General features: G+C 45.7%; 19 protein-coding genes. All 19 read right to left on the reverse strand.

Annotated features, from left to right (window positions below; genetic code table 11):
* Positions 1 to 190 precede the first annotated feature (190 nt).
* A complete protein-coding gene (locus T472_RS13105; RefSeq protein ID WP_023385242.1) occupies positions 191 to 1408 on the reverse strand; it encodes an MFS transporter in 1218 nt (405 codons plus the stop codon).
* A 355-nt stretch (positions 1409 to 1763) separates the two neighbouring features.
* The gene (locus tag T472_RS13115) at positions 1764 to 3284 is read right to left on the reverse strand and encodes an SLC13 family permease (protein ID WP_023385244.1); all 1521 of its coding nucleotides are present in this window, start codon (positions 3282 to 3284) and stop codon (positions 1764 to 1766) included.
* Positions 3285 to 3297: 13 nt separating this feature from the next.
* Positions 3298 to 4098 (reverse strand): MBL fold metallo-hydrolase, encoded by an 801-nt coding sequence (locus T472_RS13120; RefSeq protein ID WP_023385247.1) that lies wholly within the window; start codon positions 4096 to 4098, stop codon positions 3298 to 3300.
* Between the two features lie 471 nt (positions 4099 to 4569).
* Complete coding sequence (locus T472_RS13125) at positions 4570 to 5505, reverse strand: LysR family transcriptional regulator (RefSeq protein ID WP_023385249.1); 936 nt, start codon at positions 5503 to 5505, stop codon at positions 4570 to 4572.
* Between the two features lie 251 nt (positions 5506 to 5756).
* Positions 5757 to 6335: a TetR/AcrR family transcriptional regulator gene (locus tag T472_RS13130; protein ID WP_023385251.1), complete on the reverse strand. Its 579-nt coding sequence runs from the start codon at positions 6333 to 6335 to the stop codon at positions 5757 to 5759.
* A gap of 411 nt (positions 6336 to 6746) precedes the next feature.
* Entirely contained in the window at positions 6747 to 8669 is a 1923-nt protein-coding gene (locus T472_RS13135) for an oxidoreductase (protein WP_023863636.1), read from the reverse strand.
* 366 nt (positions 8670 to 9035) lie between these two features.
* A complete protein-coding gene (nagB, locus tag T472_RS13140; protein ID WP_023388988.1) occupies positions 9036 to 9746 on the reverse strand; it encodes a glucosamine-6-phosphate deaminase in 711 nt (236 codons plus the stop codon).
* 140 nt (positions 9747 to 9886) lie between these two features.
* Positions 9887 to 10582 (reverse strand): N-acetylmannosamine-6-phosphate 2-epimerase, encoded by a 696-nt coding sequence (locus T472_RS13145; protein ID WP_023388989.1) that lies wholly within the window; start codon positions 10580 to 10582, stop codon positions 9887 to 9889.
* Between the two features lie 100 nt (positions 10583 to 10682).
* The gene (locus tag T472_RS13150) at positions 10683 to 12164 is read right to left on the reverse strand and encodes a PTS transporter subunit EIIC (RefSeq protein WP_023388990.1); all 1482 of its coding nucleotides are present in this window, start codon (positions 12162 to 12164) and stop codon (positions 10683 to 10685) included.
* 294 nt (positions 12165 to 12458) lie between these two features.
* Positions 12459 to 13334 (reverse strand): PRD domain-containing protein, encoded by an 876-nt coding sequence (locus T472_RS13155; RefSeq protein ID WP_023388991.1) that lies wholly within the window; start codon positions 13332 to 13334, stop codon positions 12459 to 12461.
* A gap of 73 nt (positions 13335 to 13407) precedes the next feature.
* Positions 13408 to 13902, reverse strand: coding sequence for a PTS sugar transporter subunit IIA (locus tag T472_RS13160; protein ID WP_023388992.1), 495 nt, complete (start codon positions 13900 to 13902; stop codon positions 13408 to 13410).
* A gap of 426 nt (positions 13903 to 14328) precedes the next feature.
* Positions 14329 to 15003 (reverse strand): AroM family protein, encoded by a 675-nt coding sequence (locus tag T472_RS13165; RefSeq protein WP_023388993.1) that lies wholly within the window; start codon positions 15001 to 15003, stop codon positions 14329 to 14331.
* 8 nt (positions 15004 to 15011) lie between these two features.
* Positions 15012 to 15950, reverse strand: coding sequence for a DUF1177 domain-containing protein (locus tag T472_RS13170; protein ID WP_023388994.1), 939 nt, complete (start codon positions 15948 to 15950; stop codon positions 15012 to 15014).
* A 21-nt stretch (positions 15951 to 15971) separates the two neighbouring features.
* The gene (locus T472_RS13175; RefSeq protein ID WP_023388995.1) at positions 15972 to 17054 is read right to left on the reverse strand and encodes an S-methyl thiohydantoin desulfurase domain-containing protein; all 1083 of its coding nucleotides are present in this window, start codon (positions 17052 to 17054) and stop codon (positions 15972 to 15974) included.
* 12 nt (positions 17055 to 17066) lie between these two features.
* Positions 17067 to 17918, reverse strand: coding sequence for an ATP-binding cassette domain-containing protein (locus T472_RS13180; protein ID WP_023388996.1), 852 nt, complete (start codon positions 17916 to 17918; stop codon positions 17067 to 17069).
* Between the two features lie 20 nt (positions 17919 to 17938).
* Complete coding sequence (locus T472_RS13185; RefSeq protein ID WP_023863638.1) at positions 17939 to 18772, reverse strand: ABC transporter ATP-binding protein; 834 nt, start codon at positions 18770 to 18772, stop codon at positions 17939 to 17941.
* 13 nt (positions 18773 to 18785) lie between these two features.
* On the reverse strand, positions 18786 to 19667 hold the full coding sequence (locus T472_RS13190) for an ABC transporter permease (RefSeq protein WP_023387493.1): 882 nt from the start codon (positions 19665 to 19667) through the stop codon (positions 18786 to 18788).
* Between the two features lie 14 nt (positions 19668 to 19681).
* Positions 19682 to 20686, reverse strand: a complete 1005-nt coding sequence (locus tag T472_RS13195; protein WP_023387492.1) for an ABC transporter permease — start codon at positions 20684 to 20686, stop codon at positions 19682 to 19684.
* A gap of 124 nt (positions 20687 to 20810) precedes the next feature.
* Positions 20811 to 22436 (reverse strand): ABC transporter substrate-binding protein, encoded by a 1626-nt coding sequence (locus T472_RS13200; RefSeq protein ID WP_023387491.1) that lies wholly within the window; start codon positions 22434 to 22436, stop codon positions 20811 to 20813.
* Between the last annotated feature and the right edge of the window lie 212 nt (positions 22437 to 22648).

The raw sequence follows: 22648 nt of genomic DNA on the forward strand, positions 1-22648 counted from the left end.
GGGCTTTTTCAGTGCCCTCACATTATGCTTCGTTAATTATCGGATGATGAGATATACCCTCATCTTAAAATCGGCTCCGGTCCTTTATTCGGAATCCGGATGATATGATTGTCCGGTTAAGTCATCAGTATCATCGCACTCTTCAAATTTCCTTTTCTCCACATTGCAGAACTGCATTCAATGATTGGATTCACTTTTCGAAACTGTCAGTAATGGATAAGTCGGGGATTATCAGATTGTCTCTTCTTGATTTCATGTCAATTGCATTCAGCTTATCGATATATAGGAAAAAGATCAGTAGTGGAAATACCAGCATTAATGGTATGGTTCGAAACATTATTGCATATCCAAATCTTTCAATTACAATCCCTGATAATAACGGTCCGATCAGGTATCCCAAATCAGTTCCATAATAGCTTGTTGCACTTGCTGAACCTCGCCTGTCGCGAGTTACGCTTTTCATGCATAATGACTGGATTATCGGCTGACACGCTCCATATCCAAACGCGCTGATCACTGCTGCCAATATGAATCTCTCGATACTATTTGAATAACTTATCATAACCAATGAGATCCCATAGAAAACAATTGCCAACGGCAACACCCTTATTACGCCGAATCTGTCTGAAAGCCTTCCAATGATTGGTCTGGATATCAGAAGGACAATTGCATTGACCGTATAGAACAGCCCGATATTGGTCACATTCACTTCCATTGCATACAGGACAAGGTATGAATTGATATTCACATAGACTGCAGCTAAAAAGAACATTATTATGGCAGGTATCAGTGCTTCTTTTGCATAGATATTTTTATATGACACTTTGAATGGTACATTGCTCTTTTTACTGTTATCAAGAGCCAACACTGCAAATGCGGCAATCAGCATGACGGACATTCCAATTTGAAATGTCAGCCTATATCCGAATTGTCTGGATAGCGCTAACCCTAATCCTGGTCCTATTGCCTGTGCAACTGCAGCGGCAATAGAAAACACGGCTATTCCTGAAGTAAGCTTAGAATCTGGCACCGCTTCAGAAACAAGGGTGAGACAGGCAATTACAGTAAAACCAAGTCCAAAGCCATGCAGCAGCCTGAATATGATAATCGTCTGTACGCTTGAGGAGATACTGTATCCATAGTATGCTATCGCAATGAACAGGTTAGCCATCAGCAAAACATATTTCTTGTTGAAAGAGTCAATCGCCGGTCCGGAAAATGGCTTAATGAGCAATGCTGATATTGAAAACGAGCTCGTAACTACTCCCACAATCAAAGGCGCAGCTCCCAAAGAGTCAGCGAATTTAGGTATAAGTGTATTCGTCATGGATTGTCCGAACATTGATATGAAGTTGATCAAGCAAATCTTGATGAATGCAGAGGTTATGAACCCAAATTTCTTAGCCATATTTTCCCTTTCGCAACAAAACTTTTAACTCTACATATGTATAACTTTCTCTCTAAGATTATAGGCAATATCCATTCTATTCAAGCCTCACTCCGCCTATAAAGCATTGATATTGGATATGTCAAGGATATTTCCTGAGAGCAGGCGGTCTGATTTGGCAGAGCGTAATTATTATTTATTGGACATTAATTTTCCGGAACTATACCACACAAGTAATACCATTGCATAATTACTAAGAAGCAGGATGCCTGTGTTGACCCGACATCGGCTTCAACACAGGTGTCCTTTAATCTTCAGTCTACTATCATAATAACCTGTCCAGACGAGGTATTTATCAAGGCCTATTCCTCAAGTGTTACAAAATGTATGAGCATAGGATGAAGGCTCCTGTTGTTATGGTTACCTCCAGCACTAAGGCTATCAGTCCATAGGTCCATACCCATTTGTTTTCACCCTTCATACAATCAAGACCAAGATATAAAGGTGATGAGCCTCCTGCTCCCATTGTAAGGTAAGCGCAGCTGGCTGACATAACAACTGCCGGGATGACCGCATTGGGATTAATGCCTGCACTAGTCGTATACTGCAAAATGAATGGAGCGGTAAGGGTACCGATTATTACGGCTGTGGCAGTATTTGAAAAGAAGTTCGTTAATAGTATTGTTGCTAAAACCAGAGTAATCATAAATACCGGGAAAGACATATTACCAAAGACACCGGCAAGGATATTACCTAGCCATGCCTGAATACCGACAGTCTTATCCGATATCATCATACCGACAACAGTGAACATGCAAACTGCGAATACTATGCCCCAATTGACAGCTTTTCCTATCATCTGATCAATATTTATTAATGGCTTCCCATCAACACGGATAAGTGATAGTACCACCAGAATGATCATGAACCAGAAACCCTGTCCGACTCCGGCGAGCATAGGATAGTTCGGACTGGTTTTTGGCACCCATATCATTCCGATTGAATAGAAGAAACCAACAAAGAATGAAAGCATCACTATTATCTGAGCTTTGTTCATTTTTGTTCCGCCTTCTCTGGTGATGGCAGCCACATCAGCCTGCCTGAGTTTTGTAAAATCAACTCTGAACAGCGGACCAACGCTGAGGCCGAAAGCTACCGAGAACAGCAAGCCTGCAATAAGGGCTGAAACCATATATGCAACCTGGTTTATCTGAATACCAGACGCTTTGATTCCAACCGTAAACATGTTGAATATCATCAGAGATAAACCTTTGAATGGCAGTATTGCACCGCCTATGGATGATGTACAGATAGCACCAGTCATCATCGTCTTTTTCCACTGTGATTTCTCTTCGTAGCCTACTGCATTTGCGATTGAGTTTATCATTGCAACTGAGAACATGAAGGCTCCAAGCGAACTTACCAGTGCAGCAAGAAATGTAATTGAAATCATGAATACAACACTGAAAAGTACAGGCTTGCCATTCAGACTTTTCCTTGATATCATCCATCGTGCAAGAACCGCATCAGCGCCGGTTTCTGAAATGGCATATACGAATACGAATACCAATATCAGCTGGAAGACAACATCACTGCCTAAGGTCGTAGATAATATGGCATTCCCCGTCAGGTATCCTGAAACGACGACTGCAAACATACCTAAAAACGAAGTAAAGACGAGACCAAAGCGATTGGATATAAGCCATATCGAACCGATCAATATGCTCACACCCTGAACTCCCATTCGGGTCACCGTTGACCAGGTAGGGCATATCCTGCCGAAAATGAACATGAAGAACAAACTGATTATCAAATGGATTACCGATGCATTGGACATTCCCTGAGGTTTCACCTTATCCATTATGCTTGCCTTTTCCAATGTCTTTACCTTTTCCATTATTATTCCCCCCCTAATTTTCCATGCTTTCCAGACACATTTTTTCAAAGCCCTTCATGCTGTATTGATACCCTTCCTTGCCCACAACAAATGGATTCTGTACCCCATCTGTTATGTTTCGGATTATCTCAAGCCTTGCAATCCCATTGTTTACAAACGGATGAGATGATATTTCAACATCACAACCCATCTCTTTGCAGATACTCGAAAATCTTCTTATTGAGTTCAGGTATTCATTCACAAGTCCGGGATCACGGGGTATTCCAGTTCCACCCCAAATTCCTGCCATGTGTCTTTTACCTTCATCCGTAACCGGGAATATGAAAGAAAGGCAGCCTGGTGTGTGGCCTGGTGTCATTACGCAGGTAATTTGGGTGTCACCAAGCTTTAAGGTATCCATGTCACCAAGGTAGTCATTGATTTCAAAACTCAATACACCTACCGGGCTTCTGTAGTCCTGAAGAGCATACTCATAATCGGTTTTTGAAATATAGAGCCTGCAACCATACTTTTCACGAAAGTAATCTGCTTTTCCATAATGGTCTCCATGCCCGTGTGTAATCAGAATTGCCTTTAGGTCCTTGATATCGAGACCCAAATCTGAAAATCCTTTCTCTATCATTTCAACATATTGATCCTTTGGCTCCATACAGTCGATCATTATAATTCCTTCAGATGTTTCCAGGACAAAACAGCCGACATTAGGATTGCCGATGAAAGAAAGTTGGTCGAAGAATTTTGTTGACGGGAAAGGTTCTAGCTCTTTGTTAAACAACGGTTTAATCGGATTGGGAATTCGCCAGTATTTTTCCAATTCTTATCCTCCTGCTCTCAAGATGTGATGTTGGAGCTATAAATTTGTTCATCTGCTTCCATAAGCATTATCACAGCTTTCGCTGCCTCTTAGAATAAACAGTAGTTTTACTGGACATTTAAACCTTTTCATTTAAACCATCTCATTAATTTCAAGTAAGACTTTTTTGAGCAAAGAATTGCAGAGCAAAAAAGACGAGGCCATCGGATGCATTAATGCATCGATGACCCGATTGGAAATTTCCTGTCATACAGAATAGCTGGTACAGTATTATTCATGCATTCATTGCCTAGTGAACTGGAATAAAGAGACGCCAATATGCTTCCAGTCATTTAATGTTACACTCCGCTTATTGGTGTAGATAGAGTGCCATACTCATCGTCTTATCTTGTCTTTTGTTCAGATCTTGTCTTGAGGATTTTCACTAGTTTTCAGGAACCTCTATTTAAGTCTCCTATGCCTGCAATATTACTACATGCTCTGAGGTTTATCCTTGACACCCCTTAAAGCACTATAATCTTTCATCACATCACGCAAATATAACGTCAGTTCATGATAAACCGCATCGTCAGCAAGCTCTTTCTTGATGAATGCCGTATATTCCAGATAGAGCGGATCTTCATTGCTACAGCATCTCAAATTCTTATGTGTATCGAGGTACTGACGGTACGCTGAATCTGTAGTGAAGTATACTTTTTCGGGACTTTTGCTTAAGACCTCAAGACAATAATGCGCATCAAAGCAAAATTCGAATTCAGGCTTCAGTCCATATTTCTGGAATTTATTCTTAAGATAGGGAATGTATATATGCTTATCGCTTTCAGCGATTATCGTTATACCTCTCAAGTCCTCCCAGCGTAATGTTTCTTTTGAAGTCAACGAATTCTCAACATTAAAAATCGGCCACATGTATGATCGGAAAATAAGCTGCTCACTATAATAATCATTCTTAGGCAAAATCTCTTTGAATTCAAATAGCAAGTCAACTTTGTTGGACATTAACAACTTGCCCCTTTGCTTAACATTACCAAAATCTACAACTTCAATGACAATCCCTGATTCCTTCTGAAATTGATCCAAATGAGTTTTTAAAGTATTGCCAAGTCTGGATGATTTTACAGCGCAGCATAACCTCTCAGTGCGTTTCCCCCTATGTCCGTTAACGCAGGTCTTGATCTGATCCAGGCTACCTAAGATATTTGAAGCATGATCAAATACCTGCAGTCCGATTTCAGAAAGCGATACACCTGATGTAGTCCTTTGAAAGAGCAGTACATTCATGTCCTGTTCCAGATGGCGAATACCCTGGCTAAGCCCCTGTGGAGAAATATGAAGTTTTTCTGCTGCTGCAGAAAAACTCCCGCACTTTCCAGCCTCTACAAAATAGCGTAACTCTTCAATGGTCAATGCTAACATCTCCTTCTGGCAATCAGAGGCCTATGATTTATAGTGTTACCACCTAAAGTCATTTTACTTTGAGCATAACAAAATAGTGACTATGATCTTCTCGAACCTTTTAAGATATAAAGCAGGCTTTTTATAAAACACTCCCGATTAAGCTCACTAACCACAACACTTTCTTTCATGCCTTATAGATTACAAGTAAATAATCTAGAAGAAAGAATCTATTGTATTCAGAACTCATCAATAGTCTTAAGTTATTCTATCTGTGTGACAAGCAATGTATCGAAAACCTTTCTTGATTCGGCAAGGATATCGAATCCGCCATTCTTCGTAGCCCATATGAATGCGACTCCGTCAATGAGGTACACCAGTGTCTCATACAGCTCTTCAGCAGAAGCTGGATTCTGTATTTTACCCGATGACTTAGCTCGCTTCATCAGCGTTATCATTACATCCTTCATGTAGATATCCCTTGGGGCAATAGCAAGGACATCCTTCTTCATGTTGTTGATATAGAGCTCTCTGACTATTTCCGGTCCGGCATCCGAAATGGGCTGTATATACATATCGCATATGTTCCAGAGCTGATCCAGTTCATTATCTGCAGAAAGTATTGACAGCAGCTGTTCCTTGACATTGTAGTTGGTCTTTGAATAAAAATCTGCAATCAGGGAATCCTTTGATTTGTAATAGTAGTAGAAGGTTGTCTTTGACACGTTGGCCGCTGCGCATATCTGGTTTATGGTTACATTGCTGTACCCTTCCTTTCTGAAAAGTTCGATTGCACAATCCAGTATCTCGAATCTTTTTGACATGCTTTCTGTATTTGACATATCTCTACTCCTAATCCTATTAATTAAGCTTAAAATACGATATTATGGCTATGATAAATATCCTTATCATATCATGAATAACGTATTGCAGGCATTATTTCCGAAATAAATCCTGTCATCAAATCAGTATCCCAGAGAGTGTGTAGCCTGGAAAGGGCTTCAAGGCAATATGGGTTGGATTCTTTTACATGCATTTTTCCAACACTGCACCAAATACTTACTTGTTAAATAAATTCGAATCCGATATGTTTTCCGCATCGTCAGGTCACTCTTCTTCCCCCTATGAGAAGTAAAGGCTGGCAGAAAATCCATAAGGTCATTCTGCCAGCCGATTACGCTATTCAACTTATTGGTTCTTCTGCATCACGGATTGCATGCGTTCTTTATTCCAACGCTATGCAGGCTGATTGTTTAGATTGTTCTACCTATCTCATTCCCTGCCCAGATTGCATCGAGGACTTTTGAAGGCTTGACAGCGTCACCTATGACATGGCATTCATATCCCAGTTCCTTCACCATGTCTGCAACTGCAGTGTTGCTCCTGGCTCCAGTCGCCATTATTACCGCTCCGCACTCAAGCTTCAGCTGTTCTCCTTCCCTGTCGATGAGAACGTAACTGTCTCCAATCTCTACACACTTTGATTTTATGTAGGTTGGGATATTGTGCTTTGTGATAAAACCGATGGAATAAGGCTTTATGTACATTTCAAGGTCCTTGCCTATTTCATCCAGCATTTCGACGATTGACACCTTCTTGCCCTGTTCAGTCAATATTTCGGATGCTTCCAGACCTACAAGCCCTCCGCCTATCACGACCACCTTGTCAGCCTCTATGTATGATTCTGTGCTGATAACGCTTCGCGCTTCAAATACATTGGCATTCTTTATTCCCGGTATCGGAGGCATAGCTGGATCTGATCCTGTTGCTACTATGACTACATCAGGATTGAGAGCTTTGATTCTTTCCGGTGTAGCTGTCGTATAGAGCTTGACATCCACCCCAGCCTTCTGTGCTCGGTATCCCATATGCATCGCCGCGTCGCTGAAAACTCCCTTATTGGGTGCGAATCCTGCGAGAAGGTATTGCCCTCCAAGCTTCACTGTCTTTTCGAAGAGTGTTACATCATGTCCGCGTTCACTTGCTACTCTCGCTGCTTCAAGTCCTCCGGGTCCTCCTCCTATGACAAGCACTTTTTCCTTGTTCTCAGCAGGTGTGACAGTGATTTCCCCTTCACGTCCTGTCAACGGATTGAATACACATGAAGCTCCGAATCCCTGGAACATCCTTTCAACGCAGCCCTGGTCACAGGATACGCATTTGATTATGTCATCCACTCTGTCTTCCGCAGTCTTTTTGACAAAGTCAGGATCTGCAAGCTGGATCCTTCCAAGTGATATGAAGTCAGCCTTTCCTGTTGACAGTATCTCCTCTGCCAGGTCAGGTGTAGTTATACGTCCGGCAACTATCATTGGTATGCTGGTATTCTTCTTTATCTGCGATGCATTGTATACATTGACTCCTATCGGATAATAATATGGCGGAACAGTGTATGGCATTGCTCCATAGCAGCCCTGTGAGATATCCAGTGCATCTATCCCTGCAGCTTCATAAAGCTTCGCCGCTTCAATGGCATCCTGAAGTACGATTCCTCCAGAAACATTTTCGCTTGCGCTCATACGCATAAGAACAGGATAATCCTTACCTACCTTCGACCTGACATCCTTAATTACCTCACATCCAAAGCGAGCTCTATTCTCCAACGAACCTCCGAACTCATCAGATCTGGTATTTGAATATGGATTCAGGAAGCAGTCAATCAGGTATCCATGTGCTCCGTGGATCTCTATAGCGTCAAATCCCGCTTTCTTTGCACGCAATGCAGCGTCTCCATATGAAGCGATGACTTCCTTGACCTCATCGATTGTCATTGAATGAGGTGTCTCACAAATCAGCGGACACGGTATAGAAGAAGGTGCCCAGGGCTGCCCGTTGAAGGGACTGCCTGATGTCTGTCTTCCTCCATGCCAAATCTGCAGGCATGCTACTCCGCCAGCATTCTTTATGGCTGAAGCCAGCTCAGAGAGTCCTGGTATGAACCTGTCGTCATAAGCCCCCAGAATTGCAGGACCCTGTGAAGTGTAGTGCACTGATGCTATTTCAACGATGTTCATTCCACAACCACCCTGTACCCTGCGGACATGATAGTCGATCAGTCTCTTGGAAACAGTACCGTCAAGATTGGGGAATCCAGAGCCCATCGGCGGGAACACCGCTCGATTTTTAAGCTCGAGAGTACCGATCTTACCTGGAGAAAGGAATGTGCTGTAGCCCATGACAATACCTCCTGTTTTTTTAGATTGTTAAATAATTGTTAGACTATTAAGGCAATTGTAGCACCGCGGTAATACGTTTACAATACCTTGGTAATATTAAGTCGGGATTTGCCTGATTGTCAGTTTATCCCCCGGAATTTATGCTGTTGTTCAAAACATCTTTGCCTAATGGTTATAATCTTGCTGATTTAAAATCGCTGCCGGACAATAAGAAAACCTTCCGGTGACTTGAACATCGGAAGGTTTCAATATTATTGTAAAATACTTACAGGCATACATTCACTCGAAAGTACGATACCATGCGCTATCTGGTTTTTATGTTGATCTGCATAGCATAGACCGCATTGGTTTTGCAGGTTGGATATTCTATTCAAAGCAGGTTACGACGGTAAGGTCTGGGTGAAGCTGAAGGATTGATGCCGGAACCTCGGGGGTGACCGATCCGAATAATGCCTGCTCTAGTATCTCCTTCTTTTCCTCCGTATTCACAATTAGCAGGACTTTCTTTGCCTGCATGATGGATTTAATACCCATGGTCAATGCCTGCCTTGGAACTTCATCTGCACTGTAAAAAAACACCTTATTGGCTTCTATTGTACTCGGCTTCAGGTCTATGCAGTGGGTGGTCTTCTCGAAAGCCTCGCTGGGTTCGTTGAATCCGATATGTCCGTTATGCCCAATACCCAGGAGTTGTAAGTCGATGCCTCCAAGTGATGTTATCAGGTCATCATATCTCCTGCACTCAGCATAAAGGTCCTCCGCCTTTCCGTTCGGGACAAATGTCTTTGACATGTCAATATTAACCTTGGTGAACAAATGCTCGTTCATGAAGTACCGGTAGCTCTGCTTGCTGCTTGCATCCAGCCCTACATATTCATCAAGATTGACAGTTGTTGTGTTGGAGAAGTCTATATCCCCTTTTGCATACCACTCGACAAGCTGCTCGTATGTACCGACAGGAGATGATCCAGTCGCAAGTCCCAGCACGCTATAGGGGTATAGGATAACCTGTGCCGATATTATGTTCGCAGCCTTGCGGCTCATGTCATTATAATTCTTAGCCTTGATGATTTTCACTGAATAGCCTCCATTTCTTGTCTCATAGTATTTTCAGATTCCACTCATATTATCATCTGAATCTGGCCTTGACTCACTTTGAATCAGTTCAACTTACAGAGCGCCTGTTATTAATCCGGATTCTTTGGATTCCGAGATGATTATCTTGGCTTGACTGCTTCGATGAAGCGCTTTGTAATTTCCATCGGTCTTGTGATCGCAGATCCTACAACAGCTGAGAATACACCCTTTGCAAACACAGCACTTAGTTCTTCAGGAGTTGAAATACCACCTTCTGCAATTACTGGTGTATCAAAGTCCATTACAATCCTTTCTATCAGGTCCAGGTCAGGGAGCTTTCTTTCTTTGGTATAGGCTGTATAGCCTGAAAGCGTGGTCCCGACAAAATCAAAACCAAGGTTTACAGCGGTCTTGACTTCCTCATAGTTCGAGCAGTCAGCCATGAACAGCTGGTTAGGATACTTGCTGCGGATAATTGGAAATTCCTCCAGTATTGTCATACCATCTGGCCTAATTCTATTCGTCGCGTCAAGTGCGATGATATCGACACCTTCCTCACAGAGCGCATCGATTTCCACCAAGGTCGGTGTTATGAATACATCGCAGCCTTCGTATACTTTCTTTATTATCCCTATTATCGGCAGGTCCACCGTCTTCTTGATTTCCCTGATGTCCTCAACGCTATTGGCTCTTATTCCCCGTGCTCCTCCAAGATATGCCGCATAGGCCATCCTGCCCATGATATAGGAGCTGTGAAGCGGTTCTTCCGGGAGTGCCTGACAAGATACGATGACCTCATTCCTTATGGCTTTCATGATTTCTTCTTTGCTTCTCATTTTTCTCAGACAGTCTGCCTGCCACCCTCCTTTATATGATTCCAGTTCGGTCGCTTACTCAGGTGAAGGTAAATGGCCACTCATAAAGTGGCCATAATGACTATTCTTCCAGACCCAGGATATCTTCGATTGAGTTCTTGTAAAGTATGGCTTTGGCACCATAGATCGCCTGGACTCCTCCACCAACTTCAAGAACGTCTGTTGCGCCGATTTTCCTAAGGGCATCCTTGTCGACTTTGTCAACGGATTTGACATTGACTCTAAGCCTTGTGATGCATGCATCCACGTCTTCAATGTTCTCTTTTCCTCCGAGTGCCCTTATTACAGCAATGGATTCATCCTTCAAGGATGATTTTGTTGTCACCTTCACTTCCTCTTCACCATCTTCTCCCCTTCCAGGAGTCTGGATGTTGAATCTTGTTATGAGCAGCTTGAACGAGAAATAATATATCGCAGCCCAAATCGCACCGATCGGAATCACAAGCATCCAGTTGGTCCTCGCATTACCCTGCAGGATTCCGAAAAGGGTGAAGTCGATGACACCACCGGAGAATGTGTTGCCGATGGAAATGTTCAGTATGTCAGCGATAAAGAAGGAAACACCATCAAGGAACGCATGGAAAACATACAGGAATGGATTTACGAAGAGGAACATGAACTCTATTGGTTCAGTTATTCCTGTAATGAATGAAGTCAGCGCCGCACCGAGGAATAGTCCGCCAAACAGCTTTCGCTTAGCCTGGGGAACAGCATGGTACATTGCGAGACACGCTGCCGGAAGTCCGAACATCATGGTAGCAAAACGGCCTGCGAAATATCTGGTACCTTCTGTATAAAGTCCTACATGTGAAGGATCAGCGAGCTGTGCGAAGAATATCTTCTGTGCACCAACAATTTGTTGTCCTGCGACTGTCTCTACTCCGCCTAACTCTGTGAACCAGAACATTGGATATATCATGTGATGCAGACCTACCGCACCACAGAGTCTCATGAGAAATCCGTAGAAGAAAGTTCCTAACGGTCCCATCTTTGAGATAGCATCACCTGATGAGATAAGCATCTGCTGGAAAGGAGGCCAGATTACAAAGAATAGTGCTCCGACGAATATTGCAGTGAACGCTGTAACTATAGGAACGAATCTGGATCCCCCGAAGAATCCGAGAACCGCATGAAGCTGAATGTTACGATACCTGTTGTGAAGGAATGCAGCGAGACTTCCGATGACTCCGGTATCAATGGCAGGAGCTTCAGGCTTGAATATTCCAAGCATGGAGGTTATTGTCCCCGCCATGATCAGATATCCCACTACAGCTGCAAGTGCCGCTGTTCCCTTATCCTTCTTGGCCAATCCAATAGCAAGACCGACGCAAAGCAGCAGGGACAGGTTTCCGAAAACTATGCTTCCCGCAGATGACATGATCTTGAATATGGCCTGCAGGAACGCTACATCGAGGAAAGGGTATGTGGATACTGTAGTAGGATTGGAAAGTGCTCCGCCTATTCCAAGAAGCAGACCAGCTGCTGGTAGTATTGCGATGGGAAGCATGAATGATTTCCCGATTTTCTGAAGTTGTTTGAACATTTTGTCCTCCAATTATTAAAGATTTATTCCATATTATTAAACAGCCCTGCAGGATAATCCGCATTCCCCACAATGTTCAAGACGTCTCTTTGCATGTAGGACCATTACCCAGCATCCTTATATATGAATCCCTCAGTCCTGCGCATGACAAAGGGAAAGGCTCCTCTAAACCAACTTGCTCTATTCTTTAGTGTGCATGAAATTACAAGCGACTATGATCAATGTCTGATATGATCCATCCTGACTGGTCAATTTATCTGGTCATGGCATATTCCGAACTTAAACCGTATGGTTTCAGCGCTTTTGCTGCATGATGATGTTCTCGATGTGCATGGTCAGATAACCAATCTCTCCTTCTGGAAGAATGATGGAATATTCCTCTTCAATCCTTTTAGCCATCTTTGAAGCAATCAGAAATGTATCAGGGAAGGTACTCTTAAGCGAGTCTGTCATGATGTTCTGTATGGGCCTGCTCTCACTGGCCCTCTTCAATGCAAATTTCAGATGTGTGATAAGTCTGGCTTTTTCAATGCTTTGTGGTTCCAACGAAATATTGAATTCCGCTTCCACAAACTTAAGGCATTCCCCGATAATTTTCATGTAAAGCGCTGTCTGGGAGGCTTTCTCCCCTTTTATTGAGGAATGGATATGGAGTGCTATGAAACCAGCTTCCGTTTCCGGAAGGTTAACATCAAGCCTTCTATTCAGGTCACTCAGCATGACCTTGGCAAATTCGTATTCTTTGGCGTACATCATACTCATCTCATCAATGAATATATTGTTCAGTGTCACATTGTTGCGGTACCTGTATATTGAGAAATTCATGTGGTCCAGCAGTCCTATATGCAGGTTTTCATCGTAGCCGTTCCCGAATGTCTTCCCAACTTTCTCAATATATTCCTCAATTATGAAGTAGAGCCTTTCATCCGTACTCTCGAGGAGCTTCTGATACTTGTTCAGATTTTTGCTGTCCCGTATGAAGTATTTCCTTTCAACAATATCCGGGTCGATCCAATCATTCTCTTTCTTCCCAAAGCCAATACCCTTGCCTAGCAGTATGCACTCCTCACCCTTCAATACATCAAAGGCCTGAACAACATTGTGGCTAAGCACTCTTTTGGCCTGAAATTTTTCAATATATCCGTGGGCTGAGACTTCATTTCCTGCCATCCTAGTTTCAACTCCTTTTTCATATCGTACCAGAACAGTCCTTGTGTTTTCTACCTTTCTAGCGAATACAAGCCTACCTGGAGGTGCATATGAAGATGGGTCTGTCACTGGCGCCAACCTTTTCACCATATGGTGTGGCTTCAATGACTTCTACCTTATCTTCTCCAGTAGTGAGGATCACCATGGTATCCGTATCATATCCTCTATCCTTCAGATGTTCCAGGTCTACTTCCAGTAGCAGCTCACCTGCCTTTACCGTTTTACCTTCCTGTGCGATCCTCTTGAATCCATCACCCTTCAATTTGACCGTATCTATGCCTACATGGATGATAAACTCGAACCCTTCCTCTGTCTCTATGCCAACTGCATGGTTGGTCGGAAAGATCATCCTTATGATTCCATCAACTGGAGATACTATCTTACCCGAGGTCGGTCTTATTGCCGCTCCTCTGCCTATAGCACCGCTTGCGAACACCGCGTCCTTGACATCTTCCAAAGGAATCAGGATTCCCTCTGCACATGACCTTACATTGACTGATGGTTTTTTCTTCTTAAATAGGTTGAACATTCTTTTCCTCCAATAAAAAGAGCTCATTAAAAATATTTCCCAAGGAAAATACTTTTAATGAGCTCGTGCCTTCTTAAAGTAACACACTACATTAACTAAAATCTATATTACAACATACCCCGATATTGTCAAGGTAATTCACTAAAATTTTCACAAGAAAATATTTGCCAACATACTGATTTGAAAGATATCCACTGCGAAATATCGCTTGATGCATACATCGCGAAGGGAATATTTCCCTGCATTTTCTTGTGGAACATACTCAAACCATTCCAGGCTCGGGATAGATAACGGATTTAAGGGTTTAATTCCAGGAACCCTTCTCTTTACTGCCAATTCCATCCATAATATAAACCTGATCTATAAAAGCAAAGACCAGCATGGAAACAATAGCTCCACACAGGTCTCTGTTCATATGTCCTTAATTTATCCGATGTCAGCCATCTCAGTCACAATCCTCGCTGCCAGTGTCCTTGGCAATACCACCGGCTTCTTCGTCAGATTGTATACCATATCCTTCATTTCCTGGGTATATCCGATGCAGTCAAGGACCACCAGGTCGCTGTCGGTTTCGGTCAGCTTCTCTGCGACGAGCCTGACATCTTCAAACTTGCCGTAAGGCGATGCAGCAAATACCGTGACCTTATCGACCAGCTTTTCCCACCTTTCGTGAGCCTGCGTGATCTGCAGCTCTGAAGGTATGAGCACGCTTATGCTTTTCTTCCTGGTCAACAGCGGCACTATGTTTCCAAGTACCATGTTGGGGAATATTAGCGGTACCTTTGAGTCAAATTCCACAGGGAAGTTGCCTGTGCAGAAGAATATGATCAGCGATACACCTTGTTCCTCCAGTTTGAAGATGCATTCCTGAAGCCTCGGGAGTATGTGTTTCTCCGCAAAGGTGACAGATCCGCCGTCCTTCATCCTTGATACAAGCACGTAATCCCCGTCAACAGGTGCGAACTCCGCGATCTCCTCATAGCTGAGGCCGTCAAGGGCCCCTATTTCGATCAGCTCAACCTTGTCACCGAATATCGGCAGAAGGTCCGGGGTCACATCGACCCTTGGAGATTGTCCTACAGTGATTGCTCCAACCTTCATACCCTTACCTAAGCCTTTCCAAGTGTCTGCAGATGGGTCATCGGCCCGTAAAGCTTCTCTATCAGCTGATATTCTTCCTTGTCGTAGAACGAGCAGTCGCCCTTGCCGAAGTACTTCGCTGCCTCGAGCATGAACCTTGCCGCCTCCTCGCAGTCTGTGCAGTGGCTTGCACCTGTAGCGCTTCCAGCCACCATTGTCTCTGTGGTTATCGCCACCCCTACTACAGGAGCATCAGTCGCTGTTGCAGGCTGGAGTATGCTGTTAAGATGGTATACGTTGTTTCCGTATGGGGTGATGTCCTGCATGGACAGCGGGAACACATAGGGCAGCCTGCCTGTAGTTGTCTGCATTATCCCAAGAAGGTCCTCTGAGACCCTGAGTATATAGCCGCTCTTAACCGTAGGTGATATGGCGAATCCCCTTGTGTTGATGACCCTGTTACCCTTTGTGGTATCAACTGAAAGTACCGCATCAAGTTCAGGAGTGACTTCCTCACGGTTTACCTGTGACATCTCAACAGGCGACCCCATGAAAGGCACAGGCTTATGTGGTGCTGTCGGGGCATCAGGGCAGATGTGGGTTGATATGAACACGTCGCCGTCAAGGTAATCACCCTTTGCCTGCATGGACAGGAGCTTAGCGGCAACCGCTATTGCTACGAGCGCACCATCCCCATCGGAGACGAAGCCAACCTGCTCAGGCCTTGCTCCAAGTCCACCGAGCCTGCCAAGAAGCCCTATGGTAGGTGCTTCCCCTCCTCTTGACTTACCCTTCTTTCCAGGTATCCTGACCTTGAACATGTCAGTTCCGCCTTTAGGGCCCACTAACCTGTAGGTCTCCACATCAGCATCAGGTTTTATGGAAAGCAGGTATTTCCTTGCCTCCTCGCCGCTTGCTGACGGGCTGTCAAGTATCTCGAACACTTCGAGTATCTGTTTCATTAGCATAGTAAGATTTCCTCCTTTGTCCTATTTGCTTACGAGGTCCTGGACATACTGGAGCATCGGTATTCCGACCGCATCCTCGACAGCCCTGTATCCCGAAGCTTCACGCATGCCTCCTCCGAGTATCAGGCTTGACCTCGGTGCTGCAACTACGGCTACCTTCAATCCTTCTGCGATGTTTGCCGTGGTCACGGGTTCCCCTGTCTCAAGGTCAAAGGTCATCATGTAGTCGGGGAAGGTGTATAGCCTCTCGCCGTCGCTGTCTATTGCCATATATTCGTTCCAGAACCTGATTGAGTATTCCTTCTGGTCTGAAAGGCAGAATCCTCCTACGTCCAGGCCGTTCCTGGTCTCCAGCCTGTAGCCGCGTATCTCGCCCTTGCAGAGTATCTTCCCTTCAAGTATATCAGCCACATTCCGTATCTTCTCGTCTGCAGTCTTTCCTGCCATGTGGGCTCTGCCAACCTCGAGGGAATGCGTATAGCACCCGACTGCAGCCTTTTCCCTGACGTACTTCACAGGTACCGGATTTCTTGCAACTACAACCAGACCACCTGCCCTTATTGCGGTTGACAGCACCAGGCTCGCCGTGTCCGGTACGCTTCCCTTTGCCGTCATCTCGATCAGATGGTCTTCTGCCGGATCTCCACCCATCGCTACCTGGATTGTCTTGTAGCCTTTGGTCTCGTTCAGCCCCATAGACCCCATGGTGCCGAGCGGATGGGCCCTGCCGTTGCACGCGGCATCAAGTATTGGTATTCCGTTTATTGCCGACGCTATGAACGGTCCGAAGGATGAAGACCCTCCCATTTCACTTGGAATGAGAGCTGCCGGCTTCTGGCCCAGTTCCTTGGTCAGGATCTCAATTATCCTGTTATAGTAGCTGTTTTCAATATATGCTCCCTTTGAAGCCGGGGATCCTACGCCTGATATGGTCACGACCACATCACCGTCATCAAGTTCATCGATCGGTATCATACGCGGCTCACCATACTCAAGTGATGCGAGGCCGGCTTTGATCCCCATTTCTTTTGAACCGCCGCCGCCTGCTCCGAGTATCACACCTCCTGCAGCCAGCTCTTCTATGGTTTTTCTGTCTATAGTCATAAGTACCCCCAGTTACATTGAAATAGTATATTCATCAAGCTGTATCCTGTCCAGGAACGCCTGCTCGTCATCCCCGATTACCGGGATCGCCTTGAGAAGCTTTCTTGTATATTGCTGCTTCGGATTGTTGAACAGTTCCTCAGTCGAACCTTCCTCCACAAGATTGCCTTTCTGCATTATTATCACGTAATCAGCGAAGTTCTTCACCAGTGCCAGGTCATGCGTTATGAACACGTAGGTCAGGTTGAACTCCTTCTGTATCCTCTTCAAGAGGTCGATCACCTTGCTCTGGACCGAAACGTCAAGGGCTGAGGTCGGCTCATCAAGCACTATTAGCTTGGAGTTAAGCGCAATTGCTCGCGCTATGCCCACCCTCTGCTTCTGCCCTCCGCTCAGCATATGGGGATACCTGTCCAGAAAGCTAACCGGCAGGTCAACAACCTGTATGAGTTCCCTGACCCTTTCAAGCCTTTCTGCCGCGTTTCCCATCCTGTGCACGATAAGGGGTTCCTCGATGATCTCCTTGATCGTCTTCCTTGGATTAAGGGAAGACGTCGGGTCCTGATGCACTATCTGCACCTTTCTCCTGTATGATTTAAGGGTATCTTTGTCCTTCATCTTCGAGATGTCTTCCCCGTCGACAAGTATCTTCCCTTCAGTTACTTCCTCGAACTTCATCAGCATCTTGGCCATGGTTGATTTGCCTGAGCCTGATTCGCCTATGACAGCGAACGTGGCTCCCCTCCTGACCTTGAAGCTTACGTCATCCACTGCCTTAACGATCTTCCTGTTCTTTCCCAATCCGCCTTGTGACAGCTGGAAGTACTTTTTCACATTGCTGAACTCTATAATATAATCATTCATGTCACTACCTCCATTTGCCATCAGACTATCCTCGGAAGGGCATCCATGAGGCTCTTCGTGTATTCCTCCCGTGGATTCAGGAACACGTCATCGCTTATGCCTTCCTCAACAACCTCGCCCAGCTTCATGACATATGTCCTTTCACCCAGCTGCTTGGCGACACCCAGGTTGTGGGTTATGAAGATCATGGAGATCTTCTCCTCAAGGACCAGCCTCTTCAGCTCTTCATTGATGCTCGCCTGGACAGTGACATCCAGCGATGTTCCGGGCTCATCGGCAAGAAGGAGCCTTGGCGTCTTTATGAGCGCCATGGCGATGATCACCCTCTGCTTCATGCCTCCGGAAAGCTCGAAAGGATACATCCGGAGGATCCCTTCCGGGTTCGGAAGGCTCATCTTCGCGAGTAGCTCCATGGACCTTTCCTTCGCTTCCTTCTTCATTACCTTTTTGCTTCTCGGAAGCTTTGACCAGGTGCTCTTCTGCCCCTGGTACATGTAGATGTTCTCCATCTGCTCGCCTATCGTGAATACCGGGTTCAGAGCCGTCATCGGGTCCTGGAATATCATGGATATCTCGCTTCCGCGAAGCTTTCTCATTTCCTCCTCGGATACCTTAAGCAGGTCCCTGCCCTTGTACAGTATCTCACCACCTGTGTATATCGCAGGGGGTGTGGCAATTAGTTTCATTATCGACCTCATGGTCACTGACTTTCCGCTTCCTGACTCACCCACGACGGTGATTATCTCACCCTCGTTGATATGCATGCTTACGTTCTTTATCGTGGGTATTTCTCCGTCATCCGTCCTGAAGCTTATGTTGAGGTTATTTATCTCCAAAAGCCTTTCCTTGTCCATCTCCAATAACCTCCTATTGCGCCCTTACGTCGAATGCGTCCCTGATGCCGTCACCAAGGAAGCTGAAGCCGAGTATAGTCAGAAGTATGGCAAGTCCCGGGAATACCGACGACCACCATACTGTGGGGAGATACACCCTTGCTTCGGATATCATGGTCCCCCATTCCGGTGTCGGAGGCTGCGCTCCAAGTCCGAGGAAGCCAAGGCTTGCACCTGTGAGTATAACGAATCCGACGTCCGTCGATATCTTGACTATTATGGTCGGCAGGCAGTTCGGGAGTATCTCGCTGAACATTATCCTAAGCTTGCTCGCCCCTATCCCTTCCGACGATATTATGAACTGCTCGTTCTTGATCTTCAATGTCTCTGCCTGGGTGAGCCTTGTGAACCAGGGCCACCATCCGAAGGATATGGCTATCATCGAGTTCATGAGGCTTGGCTCGAGTATCGCGGCTACTGTCAGTGCCAGTATGAGGCTAGGTATCGCAAGGAAAACATCAGTGATCCTCATTATCACGCTGTTCACCACACCGCCGTAGTAGCCTGCGACAAGCCCGAGAGGCACTCCGACCAGTACTGCTATGGTAAGGACCACACCCGCCATCATGAGCGAATACCTGGCTCCATAGATGGTCCTGCTAAGCACATCCCTGCCTATCTCATCCGTACCGAAGAGATTTATGCCGCTTGGCGGCTTGTTCATCATCTTGAAGTTTACAGCTATTGTGTTTGAATCCGGGAATGGCACTATCTGCTCCGCGAAAACCGCGAGTACCAGAACCGCTATCACTATGACAAGGCCTACCATGGTCATCCTGTTCCTGAAGAACCTTTTCAGCATCTTTTTCCTGCTTGAATACTTCCTGCTGTCTGTCATCGTCTCTTTGCTTTCCACCTGTTCCGCACCCCCTATGCCTTTCCGAGCCTGATCTGCGGATCAAGTATCCCGTATGCTATGTCCACAAGGAGGTTGGAAACGGCAAAAATGACGCCGATGACCATGGTCACTCCTATTATTGCGTTGTAGTCCTTGTACATGAGCCCCGCTATGCTGTATGAAGCCATGCCAGGCCAGCCGAAGACCGTCTCAACCAGGAAGGCACTACCGATAAGGGAGCTGAACTGCATCCCTATTGTCGTGAGGACCGATATGAACGCATTTTTCAGCATGTACCTGTTGTATATGAGGTTGGCTGGAAGTCCGTATGAGTTCGCCGCGACAATGTACTCCTTGTTGAGCTGTTCAAGCATGTTGGTCCTTGTCAGCCTCATAATCTGCGCTGCAGATGCTATGGCAAGTGCCAGTGCAGGCAGGAGTATATGCTGGAAGCTGCTTGCAAAGGCTGCAAAGTTCAGCGTCAGGAGGCTGTCAAGTAGACGCATGCCAGTTATCCCCGCAGGCACCACCTTGCCTCTCCCTATCACCGGGAACCAGCCGAGGACATATGAGAAGAAGAACTGCAGCAGTATCGCAAGGAAGAACCTCGGCAGGGCGATCCCTGAAAGTGAGGTAACCCTTATTATCTGGTCAGAAAGCTTGTTGTTCCTGACCGCAGCGACGACTCCCATTGGTACACCGATTGCAACTGCGAAAATCATGCCAACAAGGCTGAGCTCGAAGGTAGCGGCAAAGGTGTCCCTGATATCCAGGAAGACGTTCCTTTTGGTCCTCAGTGAAAGCCCCCAGTCTCCTGTGAAGAGTCCCTTCACATAGTTGAAGTACTGGATGTACAGGGGCTTGTCGAGACCCATCTCGACCCTCAGGGCCTCTATCTGCGCTGGTGTGGCATCCGTTCCTGCTGCGAGCCTTATGGAGTCGCCGGGCATGAGACGTGTGAGTATGAATATGAGTATCGACAGTCCTACCAGTGCAGGTATGATTCCCAGTATCCTTTTGACAAGATATTTTTTCATCGTATCACTTCCATAATTCATTAAGTACGCATTTTTGCCAAATGCCTAATCATTGGATAAAAGCAAAGGGTGGCCCCTTTGCTTTTATCTTCATGCTGATTCTTTTAATCAGAGCTGCGTGACCCTACTTCTGTATCGTAAGTCCGTAGAATGCCAGGTCATAGCCCATGAGTCCGGTATAGTTGTAGCCCTTCACATAGTCCCTGTAAGCCAGGTAATGGGTCGGGTTGGCAAGGTATACCGCCGGGAACTTGGCTGTGACGAGCTCCTGGGACTTCTTGTAGAGTGCCATCTGCTCTTCCTCTGTAGCCGCTTTCCTTGCGTTTGTGAGTGCCTCGTCAACCTCAGCATCAACAAGCCAGCTCATTGACCTGTATGAACCCTTTGCTGAGGAGTGGTAGATACCGTATGTGTGGCTGTCCACATGCGGGTACTTGAGGCTGTCTGATATTACAGTAAGGTTTGCTGTGGTTTCAGGCTTGGTCGCCGCCTCAGTTACCTGAGCCCAGCTTACCGGCATCTGCTCTACTGTTATTCCTATTTCAGAGAGGTTAGCCGCAACAAGCTGCGCGAACTGTCTCTGCTGTGCATTCTCTCCAAGGTACATGAATGATACCTTGACTTCCTTGCCGGCATACTTTGATGCTGCAAGTGCTGCCTTTGCCTTCTCAAGGTCCCTTGTGACAGGCTTTACGTTCTCGCTTGCTCCCGGAACTACTACCGGTACTGCTCCTGCTGCCGCTACGCTGTTTCCAAGTATGTCCTGGAGTGCGGTAGCATAGTCTATTGCGTACGCGATAGCCTGCCTGACGTTGATGTCGTCAGTCGGAGCCTTCTGCATGTTCATCGGGAAGTACTGGAGCTTTGCGCTCGGATCCTCTGCTACAACCACTCCGCCTGTTGACTTAAGTTCCTGGTATGCGGATACCGCAAGCCACTGGTGGATCATGTCAGCTTCTCCTGAAACGAGAAGCGTCTTTACTGTAGCTTCCTCTGTTATCGTAAGCATCTGTGCCTTCTTTATCTGGTTGTCCTTCCAGCCCTTCCAGTAGCCTTCGAATGCCTCGAAGTCTAGGTATGACTGCCTGTCCCACTTAACAAGCTTGTATGGTCCTGATCCCGCTGCATGTTCAGCTATGTATGCCAGACCGTAGTCTCCGTTGTCTCCGAAATCTCCCGCTGCCTTATTGGCCTTGAGGAGCTCAGAATCAACTATGAAGAGCTGTGTGAGAGTTGAAACGAACGGTGCGTACGGGTTCTTCAGTGTGAATACCACCGTATAATCATCCGTCGCTTTCGCAGAAGCAAGAACTCCGCTCCAGAGCCATGCATTGCCCTTGTTTATTGCTAGCATCCTCTCCATTGTGTATACGACGTCTGCTGCCTTAAGCTTGTTTCCGCTCTGGAAAGTTATATCTTTCCTTATCTTAATGGTGTAGACCGTCGCTGAATCATCCACTGTGTATGATTCTGCAACGAAAGGCACAGGAGCCATCGAGTCATTCGCAACGTCAGGGTAGAAGAGAGGGTCATAGAGGTTGATTGCTGTAAGCACCTCTGTCTCATCCTTGATCTGTGCAGGGTCGATGGTACCTACGAGCTGCTGAGCGACATAAAGGAATCCTTCATCTGCTGCAGGGGTTGTCGGTGCGTTCGGAGTTGTAGGTGTTGCAGCTCCAGTTCCACATGCCGTTATGAGAGTGGAGACTGTGAGTATTGCCAACATTTTCTTGAGATTAGTGATCTTCATTTGATTTACCTCCCTGTTTTTTGTCAATCCATGATGATTAAAAAAATGGCATAAGTTCAACATCAAATATCTTTGAATGATGACCCCTATGCCATACATTAACCGTCCCGAACCTTATATAATCTGCATTATATCACAACAAACACACGGCTGTATACACACATTATTCATCTTTTGTTATTAATTTAGTTATGCTGAATTGATAAAGTAAA

This window comes from Youngiibacter fragilis 232.1 (genome assembly GCF_000495435.3).
In the GTDB taxonomy this organism is placed as follows: Bacteria; Bacillota; Clostridia; order Clostridiales; family Clostridiaceae; genus Youngiibacter; species Youngiibacter fragilis.